General features: G+C 52.8%; 18 protein-coding genes. 8 read left to right on the forward strand and 10 right to left on the reverse strand.

The genetic code is table 11. The features are described 5' to 3' along the window. Nucleotides 1–263: 263 nt before the first annotated feature. The 4 genes from dnaG (at nucleotide 264) to AC5M9B_RS08505 (ending at nucleotide 5,637) form a co-directional block, all read left to right on the forward strand. On the forward strand, nucleotides 264–2,036 hold the full coding sequence (dnaG, locus tag AC5M9B_RS08490) for a DNA primase (RefSeq protein WP_070654517.1): 1,773 nt from the start codon (nucleotides 264–266) through the stop codon (nucleotides 2,034–2,036). 220 nt (nucleotides 2,037–2,256) lie between these two features. After that, nucleotides 2,257–4,206 carry an RNA polymerase sigma factor RpoD gene (rpoD, locus tag AC5M9B_RS08495; RefSeq protein ID WP_101810908.1) on the forward strand — a complete coding sequence of 650 codons (1,950 nt, stop codon included), beginning with the start codon at nucleotides 2,257–2,259 and terminating at the stop codon, nucleotides 4,204–4,206. Nucleotides 4,207–4,564: 358 nt separating this feature from the next. Next, nucleotides 4,565–4,915, forward strand: a complete 351-nt coding sequence (locus AC5M9B_RS08500; RefSeq protein WP_487648514.1) for a helix-turn-helix domain-containing protein — start codon at nucleotides 4,565–4,567, stop codon at nucleotides 4,913–4,915. Next, complete coding sequence (locus AC5M9B_RS08505) at nucleotides 4,819–5,637, forward strand: IS3 family transposase (RefSeq protein WP_487648515.1); 819 nt, start codon at nucleotides 4,819–4,821, stop codon at nucleotides 5,635–5,637. Before AC5M9B_RS08500 ends, AC5M9B_RS08505 begins: the two co-directional genes overlap by 97 nt. Before the next feature lie 184 nt (nucleotides 5,638–5,821). On the opposite strand, the gene AC5M9B_RS08510 is transcribed toward AC5M9B_RS08505, so the two are convergent. After that, nucleotides 5,822–6,616 carry a 3'-5' exonuclease gene (locus AC5M9B_RS08510; RefSeq protein WP_101810874.1) on the reverse strand — a complete coding sequence of 265 codons (795 nt, stop codon included), beginning with the start codon at nucleotides 6,614–6,616 and terminating at the stop codon, nucleotides 5,822–5,824. A 188-nt stretch (nucleotides 6,617–6,804) separates the two neighbouring features. On the opposite strand from AC5M9B_RS08510, the gene glyQ reads away from it, so the two are divergent. Next, entirely contained in the window at nucleotides 6,805–7,701 is an 897-nt protein-coding gene (gene glyQ / locus AC5M9B_RS08515; protein WP_003744037.1) for a glycine--tRNA ligase subunit alpha, read from the forward strand. Nucleotides 7,702–7,817: 116 nt separating this feature from the next. Next, the gene (glyS, locus tag AC5M9B_RS08520) at nucleotides 7,818–9,881 is read left to right on the forward strand and encodes a glycine--tRNA ligase subunit beta (RefSeq protein WP_487648516.1); all 2,064 of its coding nucleotides are present in this window, start codon (nucleotides 7,818–7,820) and stop codon (nucleotides 9,879–9,881) included. 492 nt (nucleotides 9,882–10,373) lie between these two features. Here the strand turns inward: glyS and plsX are convergent, their stop codons facing one another. The 5 genes from plsX to AC5M9B_RS08545 form a co-directional block, all read right to left on the reverse strand. Beyond that, nucleotides 10,374–11,432, reverse strand: coding sequence for a phosphate acyltransferase PlsX (plsX, locus tag AC5M9B_RS08525; protein WP_487648517.1), 1,059 nt, complete (start codon nucleotides 11,430–11,432; stop codon nucleotides 10,374–10,376). Beyond that, nucleotides 11,429–11,608 carry a hypothetical protein gene (locus tag AC5M9B_RS08530; RefSeq protein WP_487648518.1) on the reverse strand — a complete coding sequence of 60 codons (180 nt, stop codon included), beginning with the start codon at nucleotides 11,606–11,608 and terminating at the stop codon, nucleotides 11,429–11,431. Before AC5M9B_RS08530 ends, plsX begins: the two co-directional genes overlap by 4 nt. Before the next feature lie 112 nt (nucleotides 11,609–11,720). Beyond that, nucleotides 11,721–12,248 (reverse strand): phosphoribosyltransferase, encoded by a 528-nt coding sequence (locus AC5M9B_RS08535; protein WP_029609809.1) that lies wholly within the window; start codon nucleotides 12,246–12,248, stop codon nucleotides 11,721–11,723. 159 nt (nucleotides 12,249–12,407) lie between these two features. Next, a complete protein-coding gene (gene rpmF / locus AC5M9B_RS08540; protein ID WP_003744026.1) occupies nucleotides 12,408–12,587 on the reverse strand; it encodes a 50S ribosomal protein L32 in 180 nt (59 codons plus the stop codon). Nucleotides 12,588–12,621: 34 nt separating this feature from the next. Beyond that, nucleotides 12,622–13,122, reverse strand: a complete 501-nt coding sequence (locus AC5M9B_RS08545) for a YceD family protein (RefSeq protein ID WP_209282984.1) — start codon at nucleotides 13,120–13,122, stop codon at nucleotides 12,622–12,624. Nucleotides 13,123–13,176: 54 nt separating this feature from the next. Between AC5M9B_RS08545 and AC5M9B_RS08550 the strand changes: the two genes are divergently transcribed. Together AC5M9B_RS08550 and AC5M9B_RS08555 are read left to right on the forward strand one after the other, a co-directional pair. Then, nucleotides 13,177–13,767: a Maf family protein gene (locus AC5M9B_RS08550; protein WP_209282983.1), complete on the forward strand. Its 591-nt coding sequence runs from the start codon at nucleotides 13,177–13,179 to the stop codon at nucleotides 13,765–13,767. 58 nt (nucleotides 13,768–13,825) lie between these two features. Next, entirely contained in the window at nucleotides 13,826–14,536 is a 711-nt protein-coding gene (locus tag AC5M9B_RS08555) for an SAM-dependent methyltransferase (RefSeq protein WP_209282982.1), read from the forward strand. Between the two features lie 114 nt (nucleotides 14,537–14,650). Here AC5M9B_RS08555 and AC5M9B_RS08560 read toward each other — a convergent pair whose 3' ends face one another. From AC5M9B_RS08560 to AC5M9B_RS08575, 4 genes are all read right to left on the reverse strand, one after another. After that, nucleotides 14,651–15,475: an undecaprenyl-diphosphate phosphatase gene (locus AC5M9B_RS08560; protein ID WP_209283370.1), complete on the reverse strand. Its 825-nt coding sequence runs from the start codon at nucleotides 15,473–15,475 to the stop codon at nucleotides 14,651–14,653. A 284-nt stretch (nucleotides 15,476–15,759) separates the two neighbouring features. Continuing rightward, the gene (locus tag AC5M9B_RS08565) at nucleotides 15,760–16,419 is read right to left on the reverse strand and encodes a thiol:disulfide interchange protein DsbA/DsbL (RefSeq protein WP_209282981.1); all 660 of its coding nucleotides are present in this window, start codon (nucleotides 16,417–16,419) and stop codon (nucleotides 15,760–15,762) included. Nucleotides 16,420–16,429: 10 nt separating this feature from the next. Next, entirely contained in the window at nucleotides 16,430–17,539 is a 1,110-nt protein-coding gene (locus AC5M9B_RS08570; protein WP_209282980.1) for an SPOR domain-containing protein, read from the reverse strand. A gap of 301 nt (nucleotides 17,540–17,840) precedes the next feature. Next, a complete protein-coding gene (locus tag AC5M9B_RS08575) occupies nucleotides 17,841–19,337 on the reverse strand; it encodes a YifB family Mg chelatase-like AAA ATPase (RefSeq protein ID WP_209282979.1) in 1,497 nt (498 codons plus the stop codon). Nucleotides 19,338–19,342 lie beyond the last annotated feature (5 nt).

Raw genomic sequence — 19,342 nt, forward strand, 5'->3', positions numbered from 1 at the left:
GCCAAGTGTTTTATTCTTGAATCTGTTCAAACCACTGATACACTAGTGTTGCACTTGAAATCCGAATCCAAGGACCTCGAAAGTTTCTGTTGCATAAGCTGTCAGCTAAGGAGTCGGTTTTGTAAGAGTGCTATTTTTATCCCGAATACACGTTATAATACGAACCTTATTCCCAACCCGATTTGAGATTCTGTTTTCAGACGACCTTTAAGATAAGAGGTCGTCTGAAAACGTTTGTCCCGTCCATACGCATCCGCCGAACTATGATTCCATCCGATTTCATTGACGAGCTTCTGGCCAAAGTCGATATTGTCGATATTATCGACGAGCAGGTTCCGCTGAAGAAGGGCGGGGCGAACTATATGGCTTGTTGTCCGTTCCACAAGGAAAAGACGCCGTCGTTTTCGGTCAGTCCGACCAAGCAGTTTTATCATTGTTTTAGTTGCGGGGCGCATGGTTCGGCGATTGGTTTTGTGATGGAACATCAGGGGCTGTCGTTTCCGGAGGCGGTGCAGTTTCTGGCTGACCGCGTGGGCATGGTCGTGCCGAAAGTGCGCGGGCAGAACGATAATCCTGAAGTCCGTGCCGAACGTAAGAAAAAACAGCAGACGCTGGAGGAAACGACGGCTGCGGCGGCTGATTTTTATGCGCAACAGTTGAAATTCAATCCGACGGCGAAGGCTTATTTGGACAAGCGCGGTTTGAGTGCGGAAGTCATCGCGCATTATGGTTTGGGCTACGCCCCCGACGGCTGGCAGCCTTTGGCGCAAGTGTTCCAACCGTACCCGAATACCGCGTTGGTGGATACGGGTATGGTGATTGACAACGAGGGGCGGCATTATGACCGTTTCCGTCATCGGATTATGTTTCCTATCCGCAATCCGCGCGGGCAGGTAATCGGTTTCGGCGGCAGGGTGTTGGACGACTCGAAGCCGAAATATTTGAATTCGCCTGATACGCCTCTGTTTGATAAAGGAAAAAACCTTTACGGATTGTATGAAGGTCGTGCTGCGGTTAAAGAAGCAGGGCGGATTTTGGTGGTCGAAGGCTATATGGACGTAGTCGCGCTGGCGCAGTTCGGCGTGGGCTACGGCGTGGCGGCTTTGGGTACGGCGACGACGGCGGAACACGTCAAAATCCTGATGCGGCAGGCGGACAGTATTTATTTCTGTTTCGACGGCGACAGCGCGGGTCGGAAAGCGGCTTGGCGCGCGCTGGAAAATGCGTTGCCGCAGTTGAAAGACGATAAATCGCTGCATTTTTTGTTCCTACCCGAAGAACACGACCCCGACAGCTACATCCGCGCCTACGGAAAAGCGCAATTTGAAGATGCGCTGTTGAATCAAAGCAAGCCCTTGTCGGAATATTTCTGGGAGCATCTTTCAGACGACCTCAATCTCAATACGCAGGAAGGTAAGGCGGAATTGGTGAAAACCAGTTCGCCGCTTTTGGCGCAAATCACCGCGCCGGCATTGGCTTATTTGTTGAAACAACGGCTTAGCGAGCTGGTCGGCATCGACCCCGACAATCTCGCCCAACTGCTGGGGCAGGAAGCACCGAAGCGGCACGTCAAACAAAAAAGCTACAAACTGCCTCCGATTTCCGTCAAACAGCCAGTCATGCTGACGCTGGTACAACGGCAAATCCGCAGCCTCTTGATAAATCCGGATTGGGCTGCATATATAGACCTGCCCGATTATGTGGCATTGGACGGCGATTTCGCCTGCCTTGCCAATCTCGCCGAAACCATTAAAAGCCATGCCGCCGTACCTGCTACCGCGCAGGTTTTAGAGTATATGCGTGGTTCTCCTTATGAAGAAACCGTGAACCAAATCTTCCAATCGACACTCTATTCTGAAGAAATGGAAGGCGAAGGTGAAGAAGACCGCGAAAACTTCCAAATCGGCATGAAGAAACTCCTTAACGAGTTAAAATACCAACAAATCGAAACCCTCAAGCAGAAAAGCCTGCAATCGGGTTTGAATGAAAATGAAAAAAAACTCTTGCTATCGATTTTGACGGCAAAGCAAAATTAAACGAACGGCAATCCCAGCCGAATCCAGCAACCTTCAGGACGTCAGAAAAGCATTGTCCCAAGCTGCGAATATGATCCCGCAGAACACCCGTTCCAAAGAGCTTTCAGACGACCTCAGAGTGATAATCCAACAGATTGACTTTAAATCGGTTATCACTCTGTTCCGCCTTCAGGTGCATCATGCAAACCGTCGGCACACCATCAGATCAAGAAAGTAATCCATGTCTAAAGACCAAAATCACGAAGACTATCAAGAACAGGACGACAACCGTCCGCTGACCCTCGAAGAGCAGCGCGCCCGTCTGCGCCAGCTCATCATCATGGGTAAGGAACGCGGCTACATCACTTATTCCGAAATCAACGACGCCTTGCCCGACGATATGTCCGATGCGGATCAAATCGACAACATCGTCAGCATGATTTCCGGCTTGGGTATCCAAGTTACCGAGCAGGCGCCTGACGCGGAAGACATTTTGTTGAGCGACAACGCCGCCGCCGTAACCGACGACGATGCCGTTGCCGAAGCCGAAGCTGCCTTGTCCAGCGCGGATTCCGAGTTCGGCAGAACCACCGACCCCGTGCGTATGTATATGCGTGAAATGGGGCAGGTTGACCTGCTGACCCGTGAAGACGAAATCATCATTGCCAAAAAAATCGAAAACGCCCTGAAAAACATGGTGCAGGCGATTTCCGCCTGTCCGGGCTCCATTGCAGAAATCCTTGCCCTGATCGAGCAAATCCGCAAGGATGAAATCCGCGTGGACGAAGTGGTTGAAGCCATCATCGACCCGAACGAAGTGTTGCTCAATGAATTGGGCTTGGGGCACTTGGAAAGTGCGTCAAACGACGACGATTCCGGCAGCAGCGATGAAGATGAAGCGGATGAAGACGAAGATGACGACGATTCCGGCAGCGACTCCGAAGCCATGTCTGCCGCCCATCTTGCCGAATTGAAGCAAAAAGTGCTGGATCATTTCGCCTTCATCGAAAGCGAATACGGCAAGATGATCAAAAAGCTGGAAAAACACGACAGCCGTCACCCGGATTATCTGGCACACCGCGACGCCATCGCCAACAAGCTCTTGGAAGTCCGTTTCGCCACCCGTCAAATCGAAAGCCTCAGCGGCAACCTGCGCAGCCGTGTCGAAAACATCCGCAAGCTTGAACGCGAAATCCGCGACATCTGCCTTGACCGCGTCCATATGGAACGCGACTACTTCATCCAAAACTTCCTGCCCGAAATCACCAACCTGAAATGGGTGGAAGAAGAAGTCGCCAAAGGCAGAGTCTGGAGCGACGCGCTCGACCGCTTCCGCCACGCCATCCTCGAAAAACAAACCGAGTTGGCGAACATGGAAAAAGAAACCCGCATTTCCATCGAAGAGCTGAAAGACATCAACAAAAACATGGTGTCGAGCGAAAAAGAAACCGCAGCCGCCAAGCAGGAAATGATTCAGGCAAACTTGCGCCTGGTGATTTCCATCGCCAAAAAATACACCAACCGAGGTTTGCAGTTCCTTGATTTGATTCAAGAAGGCAACATCGGCTTGATGAAGGCGGTCGACAAGTTCGAATACCGCCGCGGCTACAAATTCTCCACCTACGCGACATGGTGGATCCGCCAAGCGATTACCCGCTCGATTGCCGACCAGGCGCGCACCATCCGTATTCCGGTGCACATGATTGAAACCATCAACAAGATGAACCGCATCTCCCGCCAGTATCTGCAAGAAACCGGCGAAGAGCCCGATTCCGCCAAACTCGCCGAGTTGATGGAAATGCCGGAAGACAAAATCCGCAAAATCATGAAAATCGCCAAAGAGCCGATTTCGATGGAAACCCCGATCGGCGACGACGACGATTCGCACTTGGGCGACTTCATCGAGGATGCCAACAACGTCGCCCCTGCAGACGCCGCGATGTACACCAGCCTGCACGAAGTCACCAAAGAAATCCTCGAAAGCCTGACACCGCGCGAAGCCAAAGTCCTGCGTATGCGTTTCGGTATCGACATGAATACCGACCACACGCTCGAAGAAGTCGGCAAACAGTTTGACGTAACCCGCGAACGTATCCGTCAAATCGAAGCCAAAGCCCTGCGCAAACTGCGTCATCCGACCCGCAGCGACCGCCTCAGAAGCTTCCTCGACAGCGAAGACAGCAAATTGTAAAATAAAAAACCGCAGGTTCCATACCTGCGGTTTTTTATGGGTAAGAGGTCGTCTGAAATAGTGATTGTACGTTTTCAGACGACCTTTTGTGTTCATTACACTATGCTTGCTTAAAACCCATAGCGTGGGCTTTGCCCGCGAATAATAGGGAAAGTTTCAGCAGTTTTTTTGCTTATTATCTTCAGTTCTTTTACTCATCATCTTCGTGGGCAAAGCCCACGCTACAAGACTATCATTCTTGAATGGGCTGGCAATCAAAACATGGTTGCAAAAAAGGTCGTCTGAAAACCGGTTTCCCTGTTTTGAACCGCACCCCAAAAGTTGGACATCCCCTCCAACTCACAAGGTGCAGTTTTTTATGACCAAATATACATTACACTTTAAATACCAAGCCGTACTCCACTACCTGCATATACGCAGCCAGCAGCGTACCGCAGACCACTACGGCATCTCACGAACCCACCTGCGACGATGGATACGCGCCTATCAAGAAGGCGGCATCGGCGCACTCGAACATCCCCAATCCAAAACCATGACCCAACACCGCAAAAACCCCTTCATCGCCGACAAACCCGACCACGAAAAAACACAGGCAGAACTTATCGAAGAGTTGTGCTATATGCGCGCAGAGGTCGCCTACCTAAAGGAGTTAAAAGCCCTCAGCCAAAAGCGGACCGAAAAGGACAAAGCCAAACCGTCCAAACACTGAGGGCGCAACACCCGCTCAAATACCTGCTGCACATCGCAAACCTGCCCAAAAGCAGCTTTTACTACCACCACCAAGACCGGCCCAATCCCGACGCAGCCGACAAAGCCCTCCTTGTCGAAACCTACCGACGACATAAAGGACGCTACGGGCAAAGGCGCATTGCCGCAGCATTGGATTGGAACCGCAAAAAAGCAGCTCGGTTGATGAGGCAGTTGGGGCTGAAAGCCAAAATACGGGCGAAAAAAGCCTACCGCCATCCCGCCATGGGCGAAATATCGGAACACCTCCTCAAACGCCGGTTCAAAGCCCGAAAGCCCAACGAAAAATGGCTGACCGACGTGACCGAACTCAAAGGGAGCGACGGCAAACTGTACCTCTCGCCAATCTTGGACTTGTTCAACCGCGAGATCGTCGCCTACGCCATGAGCCGCAGAGCCGACAGCGAAATGGTGAAGGAAATGCTCGAAAAAGCCGCACCCCGGCTGACCGGCGAAGGAACGATGCTGCATTCCGACCAGGGCGTGCTGTACCGTACGGCGGGGTATAGGGAATTGCTTGCGGAGCATTCCATGGTTCAAAGCATGTCGCGTAAGGCGAACTGTTGGGACAATGCGCCGATGGAAAGCTTCTTTGCGGTGTTGAAGACGGAGTGTTTCTATAACGCAGGAGAATTGACGGTGGACGAATTGATGAAACAGATAGATGACTATATGGATTACTAAAACCGGGAGCGTTGCAGTCTGAAATTGAAAAAGCTGAGTCCTGTCGCATACAGAACCCAGCTTGCACAGAGCGCCTGAAAAGGCTTTTATGAGTGTCCAAGATTTGGGGGCCAGTTCATACCGGATTCTGCTTTTCAGACGACCTTTATGGTTGGCAGGAAGATAGCCTTTCCAAGCCTGACGTTTAACGCCACGCGGCGACAAACTCGTTCCAATGCTGCTTGTCCTGAGCCTGTCCGGTCAGGTAATGCTTCAGCCGTTTGACTTCCACTTCATACTCATCCGCGTCCAAAGCGCCGCTCATCAGGCGGAAGCGTAGGAACATTAAATAAGTGTTTGCCGCATCGGTTTCGCAATAATCGCGGATGTCTTTCAGACGACCTGCGTGGAACGCCTCCCAAACTTTACTGCCGTCCATGCCCAGTTTGCCGGGGAAACCGCAAAGTTTCGCCATATCGTCCAGCGGCACATTGGCACGCGGTTGGTACAGGGCGAGCAGGTCCATCAGGTCGCAATGGCGGTTGTGGTAGCGGCTGATGTAGTTGTTCCACTTGAAATCGCGGCTGTCGCCGAAATCGCCTTCGCCCATATCCCAATAACGCGCCGCCGCAATGCCGTGTATCAGCGCGCGGTAATGCAGGACGGGCAGGTCGAAGCCGCCGCCGTTCCAACTGACCAATTGCGGCGTATGGCTTTCGATAAGGTCGAAAAACTTGGCGATCATTTCCTCTTCGCTGTCGTTTATTTCGCCTATGGTGCCGACATGGATTTTGTCCTGCCCCCAACGCATACAGCAGGAAATGGCGACCACTTGGTGTAAGTGGTGTTGCATAAAATCAGAGCCGTTTTGGGCGCGGCGTTTCTGCTGGGCGAACAAGACCACCTCGTCGTCCGGCAAAGAGGCAGGCAGGTCGTACAACAGGCGGATGCCGTTCACATCAGGTACGGTTTCGATATCGAAAGCCAAAATCGGGGTCATGGGCGACTCCTCAAATTCAATCAAAACAGATTAAAACAGACAACAGGATAACGGCATTGTGGCATGTTTCCGCATTTATTGACAGTCAAATCACACCGCCGCCCCGCCATTCCATCTGCCTGTACACCTACCCAAAACACCGTCAAAACAGTAAAATCCCTCTTTTATCCCAATCCGAAACATAAGCCATGCTCACCTTCCAACAAATCATCTTCAAACTGCAAACATTCTGGGCAGACAAAGGCTGCACCGTCATCCAACCTTTCGACATGGAAGTCGGCGCCGGCACATCTCACCCCGCCACCTGCCTGCGCGCGCTCGGCCCCGAGCCTTGGTTTGCCGCCTACGTCCAACCCAGCCGCCGCCCCAAAGACGGCCGCTACGGCGACAACCCCAACCGCCTGCAACACTATTACCAATTCCAAGTCGCCCTCAAACCCGCCCCCGCCAATATCCAAGACCTCTATCTCGACTCCCTGCGCGAATTGGGCATAGACCCCAAAGTCCACGACATCCGCTTCGTCGAAGACGACTGGGAAAACCCCACCCTCGGCGCATGGGGCTTGGGCTGGGAAGTCTGGTTAAACGGCATGGAAGTAACCCAGTTTACCTACTTCCAACAAGTCGGCGGCATCGACTGCACCCCTGTACTCGGCGAAATCACCTACGGCATCGAACGCTTGGCGATGTACCTGCAAGGCGTGGAAAACGTCTATGACCTCGTTTGGGCAAAAACGCTCGACGGTAATACAGTAACTTACGGCGACGTTTACCACCAAAACGAAGTCGAACAATCCACCTACAACTTCGAATACAGCGATGCCGACTGGCTGCTGCGCCAGTTCAACGACTACGAAGCGCAAGCCAAACGCCTGCTCGCCGAAGAAAACGCCAGCCTCGCCCTGCCCGCCTACGAGCTGGTCCTCAAAGCCGGACACACCTTCAACCTATTAGACGCACGCGGCGCCATTTCAGTGACCGAACGCGCCACCTACATCGGCCGCATCCGCGCCCTCAGCCGCACCGTGGCGCAGAAATACGTCGAAAGCCGCGAGAAACTGGGCTTCCCGTTGATTAAAAAATAACGATACGTCGTCTGAAACAGGTTTTCAGACGACCTTTATTGCGTATCCATTAATACAGGCCGTACGGCATATGCAGGCTTTATAAGCAGGGCCTACGGACAAACAGAAAGTCTCACATGACAACCCAAACCCTTTTAATCGAACTCCTTACCGAAGAACTCCCCCCTAAAGCCCTGAATAATCTAGGCAACCACTTCGCCGCTTCTGTTGCCGAAGGCTTGGAAAAAGCGCAACTGATTGACGGCGCAGCCGAATTTACCGCCTACGCCTCGCCGCGCCGTTTGGCCGTTCAAATCAAAAATGTTAAAACCGTGCAAGCCGATCAGAAAATCGTGAAAAAAGGCCCTGCTGTAGCGAATGCCATGAAAGACGGTGCGCCGACCAAGGCTTTGGAAGGTTTTGCGCGCGGTGCTGGCGCGAAAATCGAAGACCTGACCATCGTCCACGACGGCAAGCAGGATGTGTACGCCTACGAATACGTCCAAACCGGCAAACCGTTGGGCGAACTTTTAGAAGACATTATCAATCAAGCCGTTAAGAAACTGCCGATTCCGAAAGTGATGCGTTGGGGCAGCAGCACGTTTACCTTCGTGCGTCCCGTTCACGGGCTAGTTGTGCTGCACGGCGGCGACATCGTGAACGTCAGCGTTTTGGGTTTGCAAAGCGGCAATCAAACTTTGGGACACCGCTTCCTTTCCAGCGGCGAAATCACCATTGAAAACGCCGACAGCTACGCCGCACAAATGCGCGAGCAAGGCAAAGTCGTCGCTTCGTTTGCCGAGCGCAAAGCCGCGATTCAGACAGCCTTGAACGAACAGGCAGGTCGTCTGAAAGCCACCGTTGCCGCCGATGAAGCCCTGTTGGACGAAGTCACCGCGCTGGTCGAATACCCCGTTGTTTTGGAAGCCGGTTTTGAAGAACATTTCCTCGCCGTGCCGCAGGAATGCCTGATTCTGACCATGCAGCAAAACCAAAAATACTTCCCGCTGCTCGACCAAAACGGCAAGCTGATGAACCGCTTCCTGCTGGTCTCCAACCTGCAAACCGAAGACCCGTCGCACATCATCCAAGGCAACGAACGCGTTTTGCGCGCGCGCCTGTCTGATGCCGAGTTTTTCTACAAGCAAGACCAGAAAGCGACTTTGGAAAGCCGCCTGCCCAAGCTGGCAAACGTGGTTTATCACAACAAAATCGGTTCGCAGGCCGAACGCATCGAACGCCTGCAAAGCATTGCCGCCCACATCGCCAAAGCACTGGGCGCGGATGCCGCCGCAGCCGAACGCGCCGCGCGTTTGGCAAAAGCCGACTTGGTGACCGAAATGGTCGGCGAGTTCCCTGAACTGCAAGGCACGATGGGCAAATACTACGCCCGCTTGGACGGAGAAACCGAAGAAATCGCCGAAGCCGTCGAGCAACACTACCAACCGCGTTTCGCCGGCGACAATCTGCCGAACGGCAAAGTCGCTACTGCCGTTGCACTTGCCGACAAACTGGAAACCTTGGTCGGCATTTGGGGCATCGGTCTGATTCCGACCGGCGACAAAGACCCCTACGCCCTGCGCCGCGCCGCCTTGGGTATTTTGCGGATGCTGATGCAGTATGGTTTGGACGTAAACGAGCTAATTCAGACGACCTTCGACAGCTTCCCCCAAGGTTTGCTCAACGAGAAAACGTCGTCTGAAACCGCCGACTTCATGCAGGCGCGCCTTGCCGTATTGCTGCAAAACGACTATCCGCAAGACATCGTCGCCGCTGTACTCGCCAAACAGCCGCGCCGCTTAGACGATTTGACCGCCAAACTGCAAGCCGTTGCCGCGTTCAAACAACTGCCCGAAGCCGCCGCGCTCGCCGCCGCCAACAAACGCGTGCAGAACCTGCTGAAAAAAGCCGATGCCGCGCTGGGCGAAGTCAATGAAAGCCTGCTGCAACAGGAAGAAGAAAAAGCCCTGTACGCCGCCGCACAAGGCTTGCAGCCGAAAATCGCCGCTGCAGTCGCCGAAGGCAATTTCCAAACCGCCTTGTCCGAACTGGCTTCCGTCAAACCACAAGTCGATGCCTTCTTCGACGGCGTGATGGTGATGGCTGAAGATCCCACCGTAAAACAAAACCGCCTGAACCTGCTGAACCGCTTGGCAGAGCAGATGAACGCAGTAGCCGATATTGCGCTCTTGGGCGAATAATATATAGCCGTAAACAAAGGTCGTCTGAAAACGGGCAAGCAGCTTCGCCAACGTTTTCAGACGACCTTTTTGATTGTTTCAGGTTCGCGGTTGTGGGGTAGGGAGACAGGTAACGGATTTATATAGCGAATTTATTTCGTTTTCGAGATTGGCTCTACCATTTTCGTGCAAGTGGAAATCCAAAGATTAGAAATCTTGAATATCTAAATATTTTTTGAAAAAAAAAACTAAAATAGAGATTTTCGCCTGAACAAGGGATGACAATGGTGATACAACGTGGACTTTGCTTTCAAAAGTTATGGAAAAAAGCTTTTAAAGTTTCGGCATAATTTGCTGATAAAGTTTGTGCCACAAGTTTTGGTTTGCTGGACAGCATATAGTTTGACAAGTTTGTTCTAAAAATCATCAACCCAATGCCTGCATATGATTTTCAAAAAAACGTCGTCTGAAAATTTTTCAGACGACGTTTTTATATTTCATCGTTCAATGGCGTTATTCTGCCGTATCAGAAGCAGCCTCTTTTTGTTCCTTGATTGTCTCCAATGCGGCAAGTTGTTCGGCGACACCTTGTTCGATTTTGGACAGGCTGGCGGATTTTGCTTCGTGGTAGGCTTCTTCTAAGGCATAGCTGAAGCCGATATCGTCTGTACCGCCGTGGCTTTTGATGACGATGCCGCGCAGGCCGAGCAGAATCGCGCCGTTGAACTTGCGCGGATCCAGTTTGCCTTTCAGACCTTTCAGGGCGGGGAGAGCGGCGACGGCGGCCATTTTGTTGAACAGGTTGCGTTGGAATTCCTGACGGATGGCTCCGCTCATGAATTTGACCGCGCCTTCGATGGTTTTGAGCATGATGTTGCCGACAAAGCCGTCTGCGACAATCACGTCGGCTTCGCCATATAGGACGCCATTGCTTTCGATGTTGCCGATGAAATTCAGTTTGCTGCTTTTGAGCAGTTTGAAGGTTTGTTTGACGGTGTCCGTGCCTTTGATGTCTTCGGTGCCGACGTTCAGCAGGCCGACGCGCGGGCTGCCTTTTTGCGGGTAGAGGGCTTGGAAGAGTTCGTTGCCGATGATGGCGAACTGTACGAGCTGCTCGGGCGTGCAGTCGACGTTTGCGCCCAAATCGAGGGCGAGGGTCAGGTGTTCGCTGTCGGAAGGCAGGAATTTGGCGATGGCGGGGCGGTCGATGCCGGGAATGGTTTTGAGGACGAAGCGGGCGGTCGCCATGAGCGCGCCGGTGTTGCCGGCAGAGACGGCGGCTTGCGCGGTGCCTTCTTTGACTTGGTTGATGGCAATGCGCATGGAGGAGTCTTTTTTATTTTTCAGGGCAAGCTGAGGGGCTTCGTCCATGCCGACGACTTCGGAGGCGTGGAGCACGGTAATGCGCTCCATCGGCGCGTTGGCTGCGGAGAGGGCTTGGCGGACGGCGGATTCGTCGCCGACCATAATGAGGTGTACGTCTTGCTGCTGTTTCAAAAAGGCAAGGGCACCGGGGACGGTAACTGCGAGACCTGAGTCGCCGCCCATGGCATCTACGGCCAATGTAATCATGTTGTTCTCCGGTTTGTGCTGTGAAGCGGAAGAGGGACGGTGTCGGCTGCCTCTGTGGGTTTGTTCGGCTTCACAGTCGGTTTCAGACGACCTTTTTGCGATACGCGGTACGGGGTCGTCTGAAAAGGGGTGTATGTGTGGTCGGGGGCTTCGGATTGAAGGGTTGCGTTCCACATTCTAATGCGTTTTATGAAGATGCGCTGAAAAGAGGCAAAATCTCGTTTTGTCGGTGTTCTACGGATTTTGCTTTTGCCGTTTCGGGAGAAGGCGGACTTCTCCGTCGCGGGCTTATTTTTTGCCTTCGGCGGCAAGGCGGTTGTGTTCGTCGATGTCGAGTGCGTCCCAAGGGTAGTTGATCCACCAGTCTTCTACGGTAAGGCCGCTGAAGTAGGGGATGCCTTCGGGGATTTTGCCGACTTTGGCTTTGATTTTTTCGTGCAGGACGGCAACACCGATGGTGCCGAAATCTTCTTTTTGCAACTCGGTCAGGCAGAATTCCATGGTCACGCGGCTGTCGTCGACTTCATCGACTACGAGCACATTCTTGCCTTTCAACGCGTCAGGCACGGGGTCGAGCCATTGGACTTTTTTGACTTCTTCCGTCACCTGTCCTTCGTTGTCGCTGTCGTAATAGGCGGTGGTTACGGCGTAAATCGGGATTTCCAGAAAGCAGCGCAGCATACGGGCGGGGATGAAGCCGCCGCCGCCGATGGCGATCATGGCATCGTATTTGACGCCGGAGTTTTGGATTTTTTCCGCCAACGCTTTGATAACGCGGTGGATGTCGTCGTAGGTGTACCAGATTTTCTGTTTCATGGCGATTCCCGATTGGATTGGGTGTATCAGTTTGAACTGTGAGGATTTCGTGCCGAGTGTTGAGATGGATTCAGGCATGCAGTCGGGCAGTTCGGATGTAATGTAAAAAAGCCAGCATTGCATGGCAATATTCTGGCTTTTTCAGTCAGTCGAATAAGATTATTCGCCTTTGGCTTTCACTACTTTACGACCGCGGTACATGCCGTTGGGGGAAATGTGGTGCGGGCGGTGTACTTCGCCGGTTACGCTGTCAACAGACAGAGAAGGCGCGGTCAAAGCGTCGTGAGAGCGGTGCATACCGCGTTTAGAAGGGGATTTTTTGTTTTGTTGAACGGCCATTTCAAGCTCCTAGATAAATAAAACTGTGTCCTGGTTAACTGCTTTTCAAACCTGCTAAAACAGCAAAAGGGTTGGGTTTGTCCTGATTGACTTGTTCCAGCGCGGCGTTGTCGCAGTTTTCGTGGCGCGGGGAGAAGGGGAGCGACATTAGGATTTGGTCTTCCACCAACCTGCGTACGTCGAGTTCTTTCTCAATCGGCATGCCTTCCAACTCTTCGTCGGCAAGCATTGCTTCATCCAAGTCCTCTTCATTGGCGAACAAAACAATGCGGCTGGTTTCGTCGAGCGTAAACGGTATGGGGCGGATACATCGTTGGCAAATCAGCGGCATATCGGCTTTGACGTTTAAATCGAGAAACAAACGCTGCAGTCGGTCGCGTCCGCCGCTCAGCGTAAACGACACTTTGGTCTGTTTGTCGGCCGGATAATCGTGCGAACGGACTCGTTCGTCCAATTCCTCAAGCAGGAAGCTGCCTTGCAGGGTCTGCTTTTCGGAGGCGAAAACTTCTGGGTCAATCAAATTAGGGTCTGACATAAACGGGGTATGATATAATTTCGACAGTCTAACGTCAATATTTTTAAGCAAAATATGAATGCAAAACTGCCTTTGATATTGGGTTCGGGTTCGGTGTTCCGCCGCGCGCAGCTTGAGCGTTTGGGTATTGATTTCCAAACTGTCGCGCCTGATTTCGACGAAACGCCTGCTGCGGGTGAAAACGCGGCGGATACTGCCTTGCGTTTGGCGGAAGGGAAGGCGCGTTCGCTGGCGGCTCGATTTCCTGCCGCGTTGGTGATCGGTGCGGACCAAGTGGCGTGGTGCAATGACCGCCAGTTGGGCAAGCCGATGAACGTCGCAAATGCACAACAAATGCTCAGGGATTTGAGCGGCAGAAAGATTGAATTTTACAGCGCAATCGTGCTTTTGAATACTGCTTCGGGCCGTATTCAGCGTCATGTCGATAACACGTCGGTCTTGATGCGCGCGCTGACAGACGGGCAGATTGAGCGTTATCTGGCGCGCGAGCCGGACGCGGTTTACTGCGCGGGTGCGGCGAAGAGCGAGGGCTTGGGCGCGGCGTTGCTGGAGCGCATAGACAGCAGCGACCCGAACGCGCTTATCGGTTTGCCCATCTTCAAACTGGTCGAGTTTTTAAAAAACGAAGGCGTAGAAATCATTTAGGTCGTCTGAAAACAGCCGTATGACGGTTTCAGACGACCTTCCGTATAGGAAACCCATCATGTCCCCGATTCTTTACCTGATTCCCACCCCTTTGGGTGCGCCCGATACCCCCTGCCTGCTGCCGCACGAACAGACGCAGATTACCGGCTTGACCGATTTCGTAGTTGAGGCCGAAAAAACCGCCCGCGCACATCTGAAACATTTGGGCATCACGACTCCCATCCGCGAGCTAAACCTGCAAACCCTCAACGAACACACCGACCTGAAAACCCTGCCCGAGCTTTTGAAACCTTTGCAGGAAGGGCGCAGCATGGGCATTCTCAGCGAAGCAGGCTGTCCCGCGGTTGCCGATCCCGGCGCGAATCTGGTGGCGTTGGCGCACCGACACGACTATGAAGTCCGTCCGCTGGTCGGCCCGTCCAGCCTGTTGCTGGCGTTGATGGCGTCAGGGGCGAACGGGCAGAATTTCGCGTTTAAAGGCTATCTGCCGTCGGAGAAAAGTGAGCGTATCGCCGCTTTGAAGAGCTTGGAGCAGCGTTCCCGTCAGCAAAACGAAACCCAGATTTTTATCGAAACGCCTTACCGCAACGATGCGCTGCTCGCCGACGCACTGGAAACCTTGTACCCTGAAACCCGCCTCTGCACCGCAACCGACCTGACTTTGCCGACACAGGAAATCATCAGCCAAACCGTTGCTGCTTGGCGGAAAATGAAAACGCTACCGAATTTGAAAAAACGCCCGACGATATTTGTGTTGCACGCGGGCTAGGGGCGGGCGGTTTGTCGGATTAGCCCGCCATACTGGGAAAGGTCGTCTGAAAATCTTGTATACAAGGTTTTCAGACGACCTTTGCTTTATCTAAAGCTTATCCCTGCTTCAACATCATGCTGCCCATTTGACCCAGCCCATCGCCCAAGTCAGCAGAATCAATCCGCCGAAGACGATACGGTAGTAGGCAAACGGAACGTAGTTTTTGCTGGACACGAATTTCAGCAGCGATTTAATCGCCAAGAGGCCTGCCAAGAAGGCGGCGATGAAACCGACGGCAATCAGGCCGACATCTTGCAAAGTAAAAAGTTTGTAGTTTTTCAATACGTCATAGCCGGTAGCGGCAATCATCATCGGCACGGCGAGGAAGAAAGAAAATTCGGTCGCAGCTTTGCGCTCGATGCCCCACAGCATACCGCCAATAATCGTACTGCCCGAACGCGAAGTCCCCGGCACCAGCGCGCACACTTGGGCGCAACCGACCACAAGCGCATCAATCGGACGCATTTCATCCACGCTTTTGACTTTCGGCTTGATTGTGCTTTGGCGTTTTTCGACCCATAAAATAAAAAATCCGCCCAATACCAACATGGTGGCGACGGTAATTGGGTTAAATAAATATTCTTTAATTTGTTTGCTGAACAGCAAACCTACGACTGCGGCAGGTACAAACGCGACGGCAAGGTTCAACACGAAGCGGTTGGCGGCACGGTCTTTACCCAGTCCGGACAAAACGGAAGTGAAACGCTGACGGTATTCAAAAATCACGGCAAGTACCGCGCCCAGTTGGATGGCGATTTCAAATACTTTGCCGTTGCTGTGGAAATTGAGCAAGTCGCCCAATACAATCAAGTGGCCGGTACTTGAAATCGGCAGAAATTCCGTCAAACCTTCCACAATGCCCATAATCAGGGCTTTTAATAAAGTTAAAATGTCCATATTGCTTTCTTTTTTGGTTTTCAGACGACGTTTGCCTGTCTGGATTTCAGGATAAAGCGGTATCAGAATCAGAAAACTGCTGCGGGATGGCGGTGTTTGCACCATCCCTCAGCAGTATCGTTTTTATGGATTTTATAGTGGATTAACTTTAAACCAGTACGGCAAGGCGAGGCAACGCCGTACTGGTTTAAAGTTAATCCACTATACGCCGCCCAAAACAAACAGACAGTTCGGAAACCGTCTTATCTTTAGCGATCATTCCGAAACTGTCTGGATAAATTCCGTCAGCGCGCGGCTTTAGAAGCTGCTTTGCCGCCGGAACGCTCTTGGCGGACTTTGTTAATCAGCTCGCCTATGGTTTTCTGCCCATTCTCCCAATCGCTGCTGAATATGACCCGATATTTGCCGCCGACGATGACGTCCGGCGTACCTTCGATACGGTAAGTCTCGGTCAGGCTTTGCATTTTTTTAGCGGCTGCGAGGCTCGCGGGTGCGTCGTATGCGGCAATCAGTTTTTTGCTGTCAAAGCTTTTTTGTGCCGCCGCCCAGCTTTTGAAAGTGGCGGTATCCGCCAAATTGATTTTCTGTTCGTGTACGGCTTTGAAAATAGCGGGGTTTGCCTGATACTTCAAACCCGAAGCGTTAACCGCTGCAGCAACCCGCGCCAAGCCCAACATTTCAGGCATCCAGACGACGTGTTCGGTACGCAGGTAAACATCTTTCGGGAAAGTTTTGCTGTATGACAGCAAGACGGGATCAAAGTTTTGGCAATGTACGCAGAAATAGCCGAAAAATTCCAAAACTTCGATTTTGGATGCGTCTTGTTGCGGAATCGGTTTTTTCAAAACCGTGTAATCCACGCCTTCGACCGCAGCCTGCGCACTTGCGGAAAAGGCAAGCACGAGACTGAGGAGTACGGCTGCCGGTTTGATTGTCCGTTTCATTGCCGCCTCCTTATTGAGCCGAACGCATCAGGCTGTTGATATTGTGTTTTTGCAAGTCTTTCTGAATGTTTTTCGCGGCTTCAGACGACATGCTGTTGCTTTGTACGCGGTAAACGGTTTTGTCGCCGTTGGTGCGCTCGACCACTTTGGACGAAATGCCCAGCATGGCGAGTTTGGCACGTTGCGCGTCGGCGCTGTTGCGGTCGGCGTACGAACCCATTTGCAGGATGACTTTTTTACCGCCTTCTGCTGCTTTGGTCTCAGCTTTAGCATTGTCGGCTTTGGCGGATGATTTTTCCGCGTCGGCTTTCTTCGCTTCTTTCGCCGCACCTTTATTCGCTTCCTGACGGGCTTTTTCGATGCTGCCGCTATTCAAGATTTGTTCGGGAGTCGGTTTGTTGGTTTTTTTAGCAGTTTCGGTTTTTTTGGCTTCGGCGGCTTTCTTCTCTGCCGCTTTTTTCTCGGCAAGTTTGCGCTCGGCGCGCGCTTTTTGTTTGTCGGTCAACTCAGCTGCCTTTTGGGCTTTATCGGCGGCCTCTTTGTCGGCTTTGGCTTTTTCGGCGCGTTTTTTCGCAAGCTCTGCCTTTTTCTCGGCAAGTTTTTGTTTCAACTCGCGTTCGGCAGCATCTTGGTCTTCTTTTTCAGCTTCGCGCAGGGCTTTTTCAGCCTCGCGGGCTTCATCTTCTGCTTCGCGGACGGCACGTTCTTTTTCCGCTTTTTCTTTGTCTGCGCGCTCTTTGTCGGCTTTGGCTTTATCTGCCTTTTCTTGCGCTTCTTTCTCAGCGCGTTCTTTTTCTTTGGCTGCGGCATCGTCGTCAGCCTCGCTGCGTTTCACCTCAGGCTTGGTCTCTTCGGTCGGACGCTCTTTCTCTACGGGAACAACGACAGGCGGTTCTTCCGTTTCAGGCTTGGCTTCAGGCTTAGCCTCAGGTTTGGATTTTTCCTGCGGCTTGAGGATTTCAGGCTCGGTTTGCTGTTTTTGCGGCTCGGTCGCGCCTTTAAAGGCGTTCGGCGTGTCTTGATTCAGAAAATACAGGATACCCCCGATCACGCCGGTAGCGAGGAGGAGGCCGAAGAAAAAGCCGAAAAGGCCTTTGCCGTATTGAGTGTTCTTATTCATGAGATACCTATATTGATGATGCCGTTCAGACGACCTTTTGGCGGCAGATGAATCTGCTGCTGCCATCGGCAGGGACGGGTCATTTTATCAATATCCTTTATATTGGGCAAAAATGCGCCATTTGTTTACATGCTTTTTACGAAAACCGCCGTGATGTTAGGACGTGCTGACAATTTATCAAAAACAGATTTTTTCTGATAAAACAGAATATTCCGCATTTCAAACACCAGCAGGACCTAATACGTCTGAGTTTTTTACCTTAAATTTTCCGTTTTCAGTATTCAAGGTCGTCTGAAAAATCTTACAACGCGCGGCGGAAGCTGACGGCTTTCAAAACGTGGCTTCTGCCGACTTCTTCATCTCCCGCCAAATCTGCCAGCGTACGCGCCACGCGCATGATGCGGTGGAAACTGCGGGCGGAGAGTGAAAGTTTTTCCAACAGGTTGCCCAAGGCTTCCTGCGCTTCTTTTTGGATGCGTGCGGACGTGTCGAGTTCACTGACGCTCAAGGCGGCATTCACTTTGCCTTGCCGCGCGTATTGTTTGTCGCGGGCGGCGATCACGCGCGCCAACACGACGGCGCTGCTTTCTCCTGCTTCCTGCTGCATCAGTTCGGCGGCGGACAGGCTCGGAACTTCGATGGTCAAATCGATGCGGTCGAGCAGCGGGCCGGAAATTTTGCTGCGGTAACGTGCGACACTTTCGGGCGTGCAGCGGCAGGGTTTGACGGGATGCCCGAGATAACCGCAAGGACAAGGGTTCATGGCGGCGACAAGCTGAAATTTGGCGGGATAGACGGCTTGACGCGCCGCGCGGGAAATGTGGATTTCGCCGTTTTCCAACGGTTCGCGCAAAACTTCCAAAACTTTGCGATCAAACTCGGGCAGCTCGTCCAAAAATAAAACGCCGTGATGCGCCAATGAAATCTCGCCCGGACGCGGGTCGGAACCGCCGCCGACCATGGCTGCCGAGCTGGCGCTATGGTGCGGGCTGCGGAAAGGACGGTGGCTGTCGAGTTGTTGCTGATGATTGGGCAGGAGCGAACGCAAAGCCCATACTTCGACCAATTCGTCTTCGGTCAAAGGCGGCAGGATGCCGGGCAGCCGTTGGGAAAGCATGGATTTGCCCGTTCCCGGCGGCCCCATCATTAAGAGGCTGTGTCCGCCCGCGGCAGCGATTTCCAAAGCAAGGCGGGCGGTGTGTTGACCTTTGACATCGATGAGGTCGGGCAGTTTGTCGTTTTCAGACGACCTCTGCGGAACTTGGCAGGCGGTTTGCGCCAAGGGTTCGATGCCGTTCAAATGGGCAGCGACTTCACCCAACGAACGCGCACCGTAAACGGTAATGCCGCGCATCACGGCGGCTTGTTCCGCGTTTTCCTGCGGCAGGACGAAAGAGCGTCCTGCCTGCATACCCTGCCACGCCATCGCCAACGCGCCGCGCACGGGGCGCAACATGCCGGAAAGCGCCAATTCGCCGGCAAACTCGTATTGCGCGAGCTTTTCGGGTGCGATTTGTCCGGATGCGGCGAGGATACCCAACGCAATCGGCAGGTCGAAACGTCCCGATTCTTTAGGCAGGTCGGCAGGGGCTAGGTTGACGGTGATTTTTTTGGCTGGGAAGTCGAAACCGCTTTGGATGATGGCGGCGCGCACGCGGTCGCGGCTTTCTTTGACTTCGGTGTCGGGCAGTCCGACGATGTTGAAATGAGGCAGGCCGTTGGCAAGGTGGGCTTCCACTTCGACCAACGGCGCATTCATGCCGCTCAAGGCGCGGCTGTAAACCAAGGCAAGCGACATGTTTC

The organism is Neisseria flava (genome assembly GCF_982712965.1).

Bases quoted from the DNA above. Each gene is read 5' to 3' on its own strand.
- dnaG (WP_070654517.1), top strand. From the start codon at position 264: ATGATTCCATCCGATTTCATTGACGAGCTTCTGGCCAAAGTCGATATT.
- rpoD (WP_101810908.1), top strand. From the start codon at position 2,257: ATGTCTAAAGACCAAAATCACGAAGACTATCAAGAACAGGACGACAAC.
- AC5M9B_RS08500 (WP_487648514.1), top strand. From the start codon at position 4,565: ATGACCAAATATACATTACACTTTAAATACCAAGCCGTACTCCACTAC.
- AC5M9B_RS08510 (WP_101810874.1), bottom strand. From the start codon at position 6,616: ATGACCCCGATTTTGGCTTTCGATATCGAAACCGTACCTGATGTGAAC.
- glyQ (WP_003744037.1), top strand. From the start codon at position 6,805: ATGCTCACCTTCCAACAAATCATCTTCAAACTGCAAACATTCTGGGCA.
- glyS (WP_487648516.1), top strand. From the start codon at position 7,818: ATGACAACCCAAACCCTTTTAATCGAACTCCTTACCGAAGAACTCCCC.
- plsX (WP_487648517.1), bottom strand. From the start codon at position 11,432: ATGATTACATTGGCCGTAGATGCCATGGGCGGCGACTCAGGTCTCGCA.
- AC5M9B_RS08530 (WP_487648518.1), bottom strand. From the start codon at position 11,608: ATGTGGAACGCAACCCTTCAATCCGAAGCCCCCGACCACACATACACC.
- AC5M9B_RS08535 (WP_029609809.1), bottom strand. From the start codon at position 12,248: ATGAAACAGAAAATCTGGTACACCTACGACGACATCCACCGCGTTATC.
- rpmF (WP_003744026.1), bottom strand. From the start codon at position 12,587: ATGGCCGTTCAACAAAACAAAAAATCCCCTTCTAAACGCGGTATGCAC.
- AC5M9B_RS08545 (WP_209282984.1), bottom strand. From the start codon at position 13,122: ATGTCAGACCCTAATTTGATTGACCCAGAAGTTTTCGCCTCCGAAAAG.
- AC5M9B_RS08550 (WP_209282983.1), top strand. From the start codon at position 13,177: ATGAATGCAAAACTGCCTTTGATATTGGGTTCGGGTTCGGTGTTCCGC.
- AC5M9B_RS08555 (WP_209282982.1), top strand. From the start codon at position 13,826: ATGTCCCCGATTCTTTACCTGATTCCCACCCCTTTGGGTGCGCCCGAT.
- AC5M9B_RS08560 (WP_209283370.1), bottom strand. From the start codon at position 15,475: ATGGACATTTTAACTTTATTAAAAGCCCTGATTATGGGCATTGTGGAA.
- AC5M9B_RS08565 (WP_209282981.1), bottom strand. From the start codon at position 16,419: ATGAAACGGACAATCAAACCGGCAGCCGTACTCCTCAGTCTCGTGCTT.
- AC5M9B_RS08570 (WP_209282980.1), bottom strand. From the start codon at position 17,539: ATGAATAAGAACACTCAATACGGCAAAGGCCTTTTCGGCTTTTTCTTC.
- AC5M9B_RS08575 (WP_209282979.1), bottom strand. From the start codon at position 19,337: ATGTCGCTTGCCTTGGTTTACAGCCGCGCCTTGAGCGGCATGAATGCG.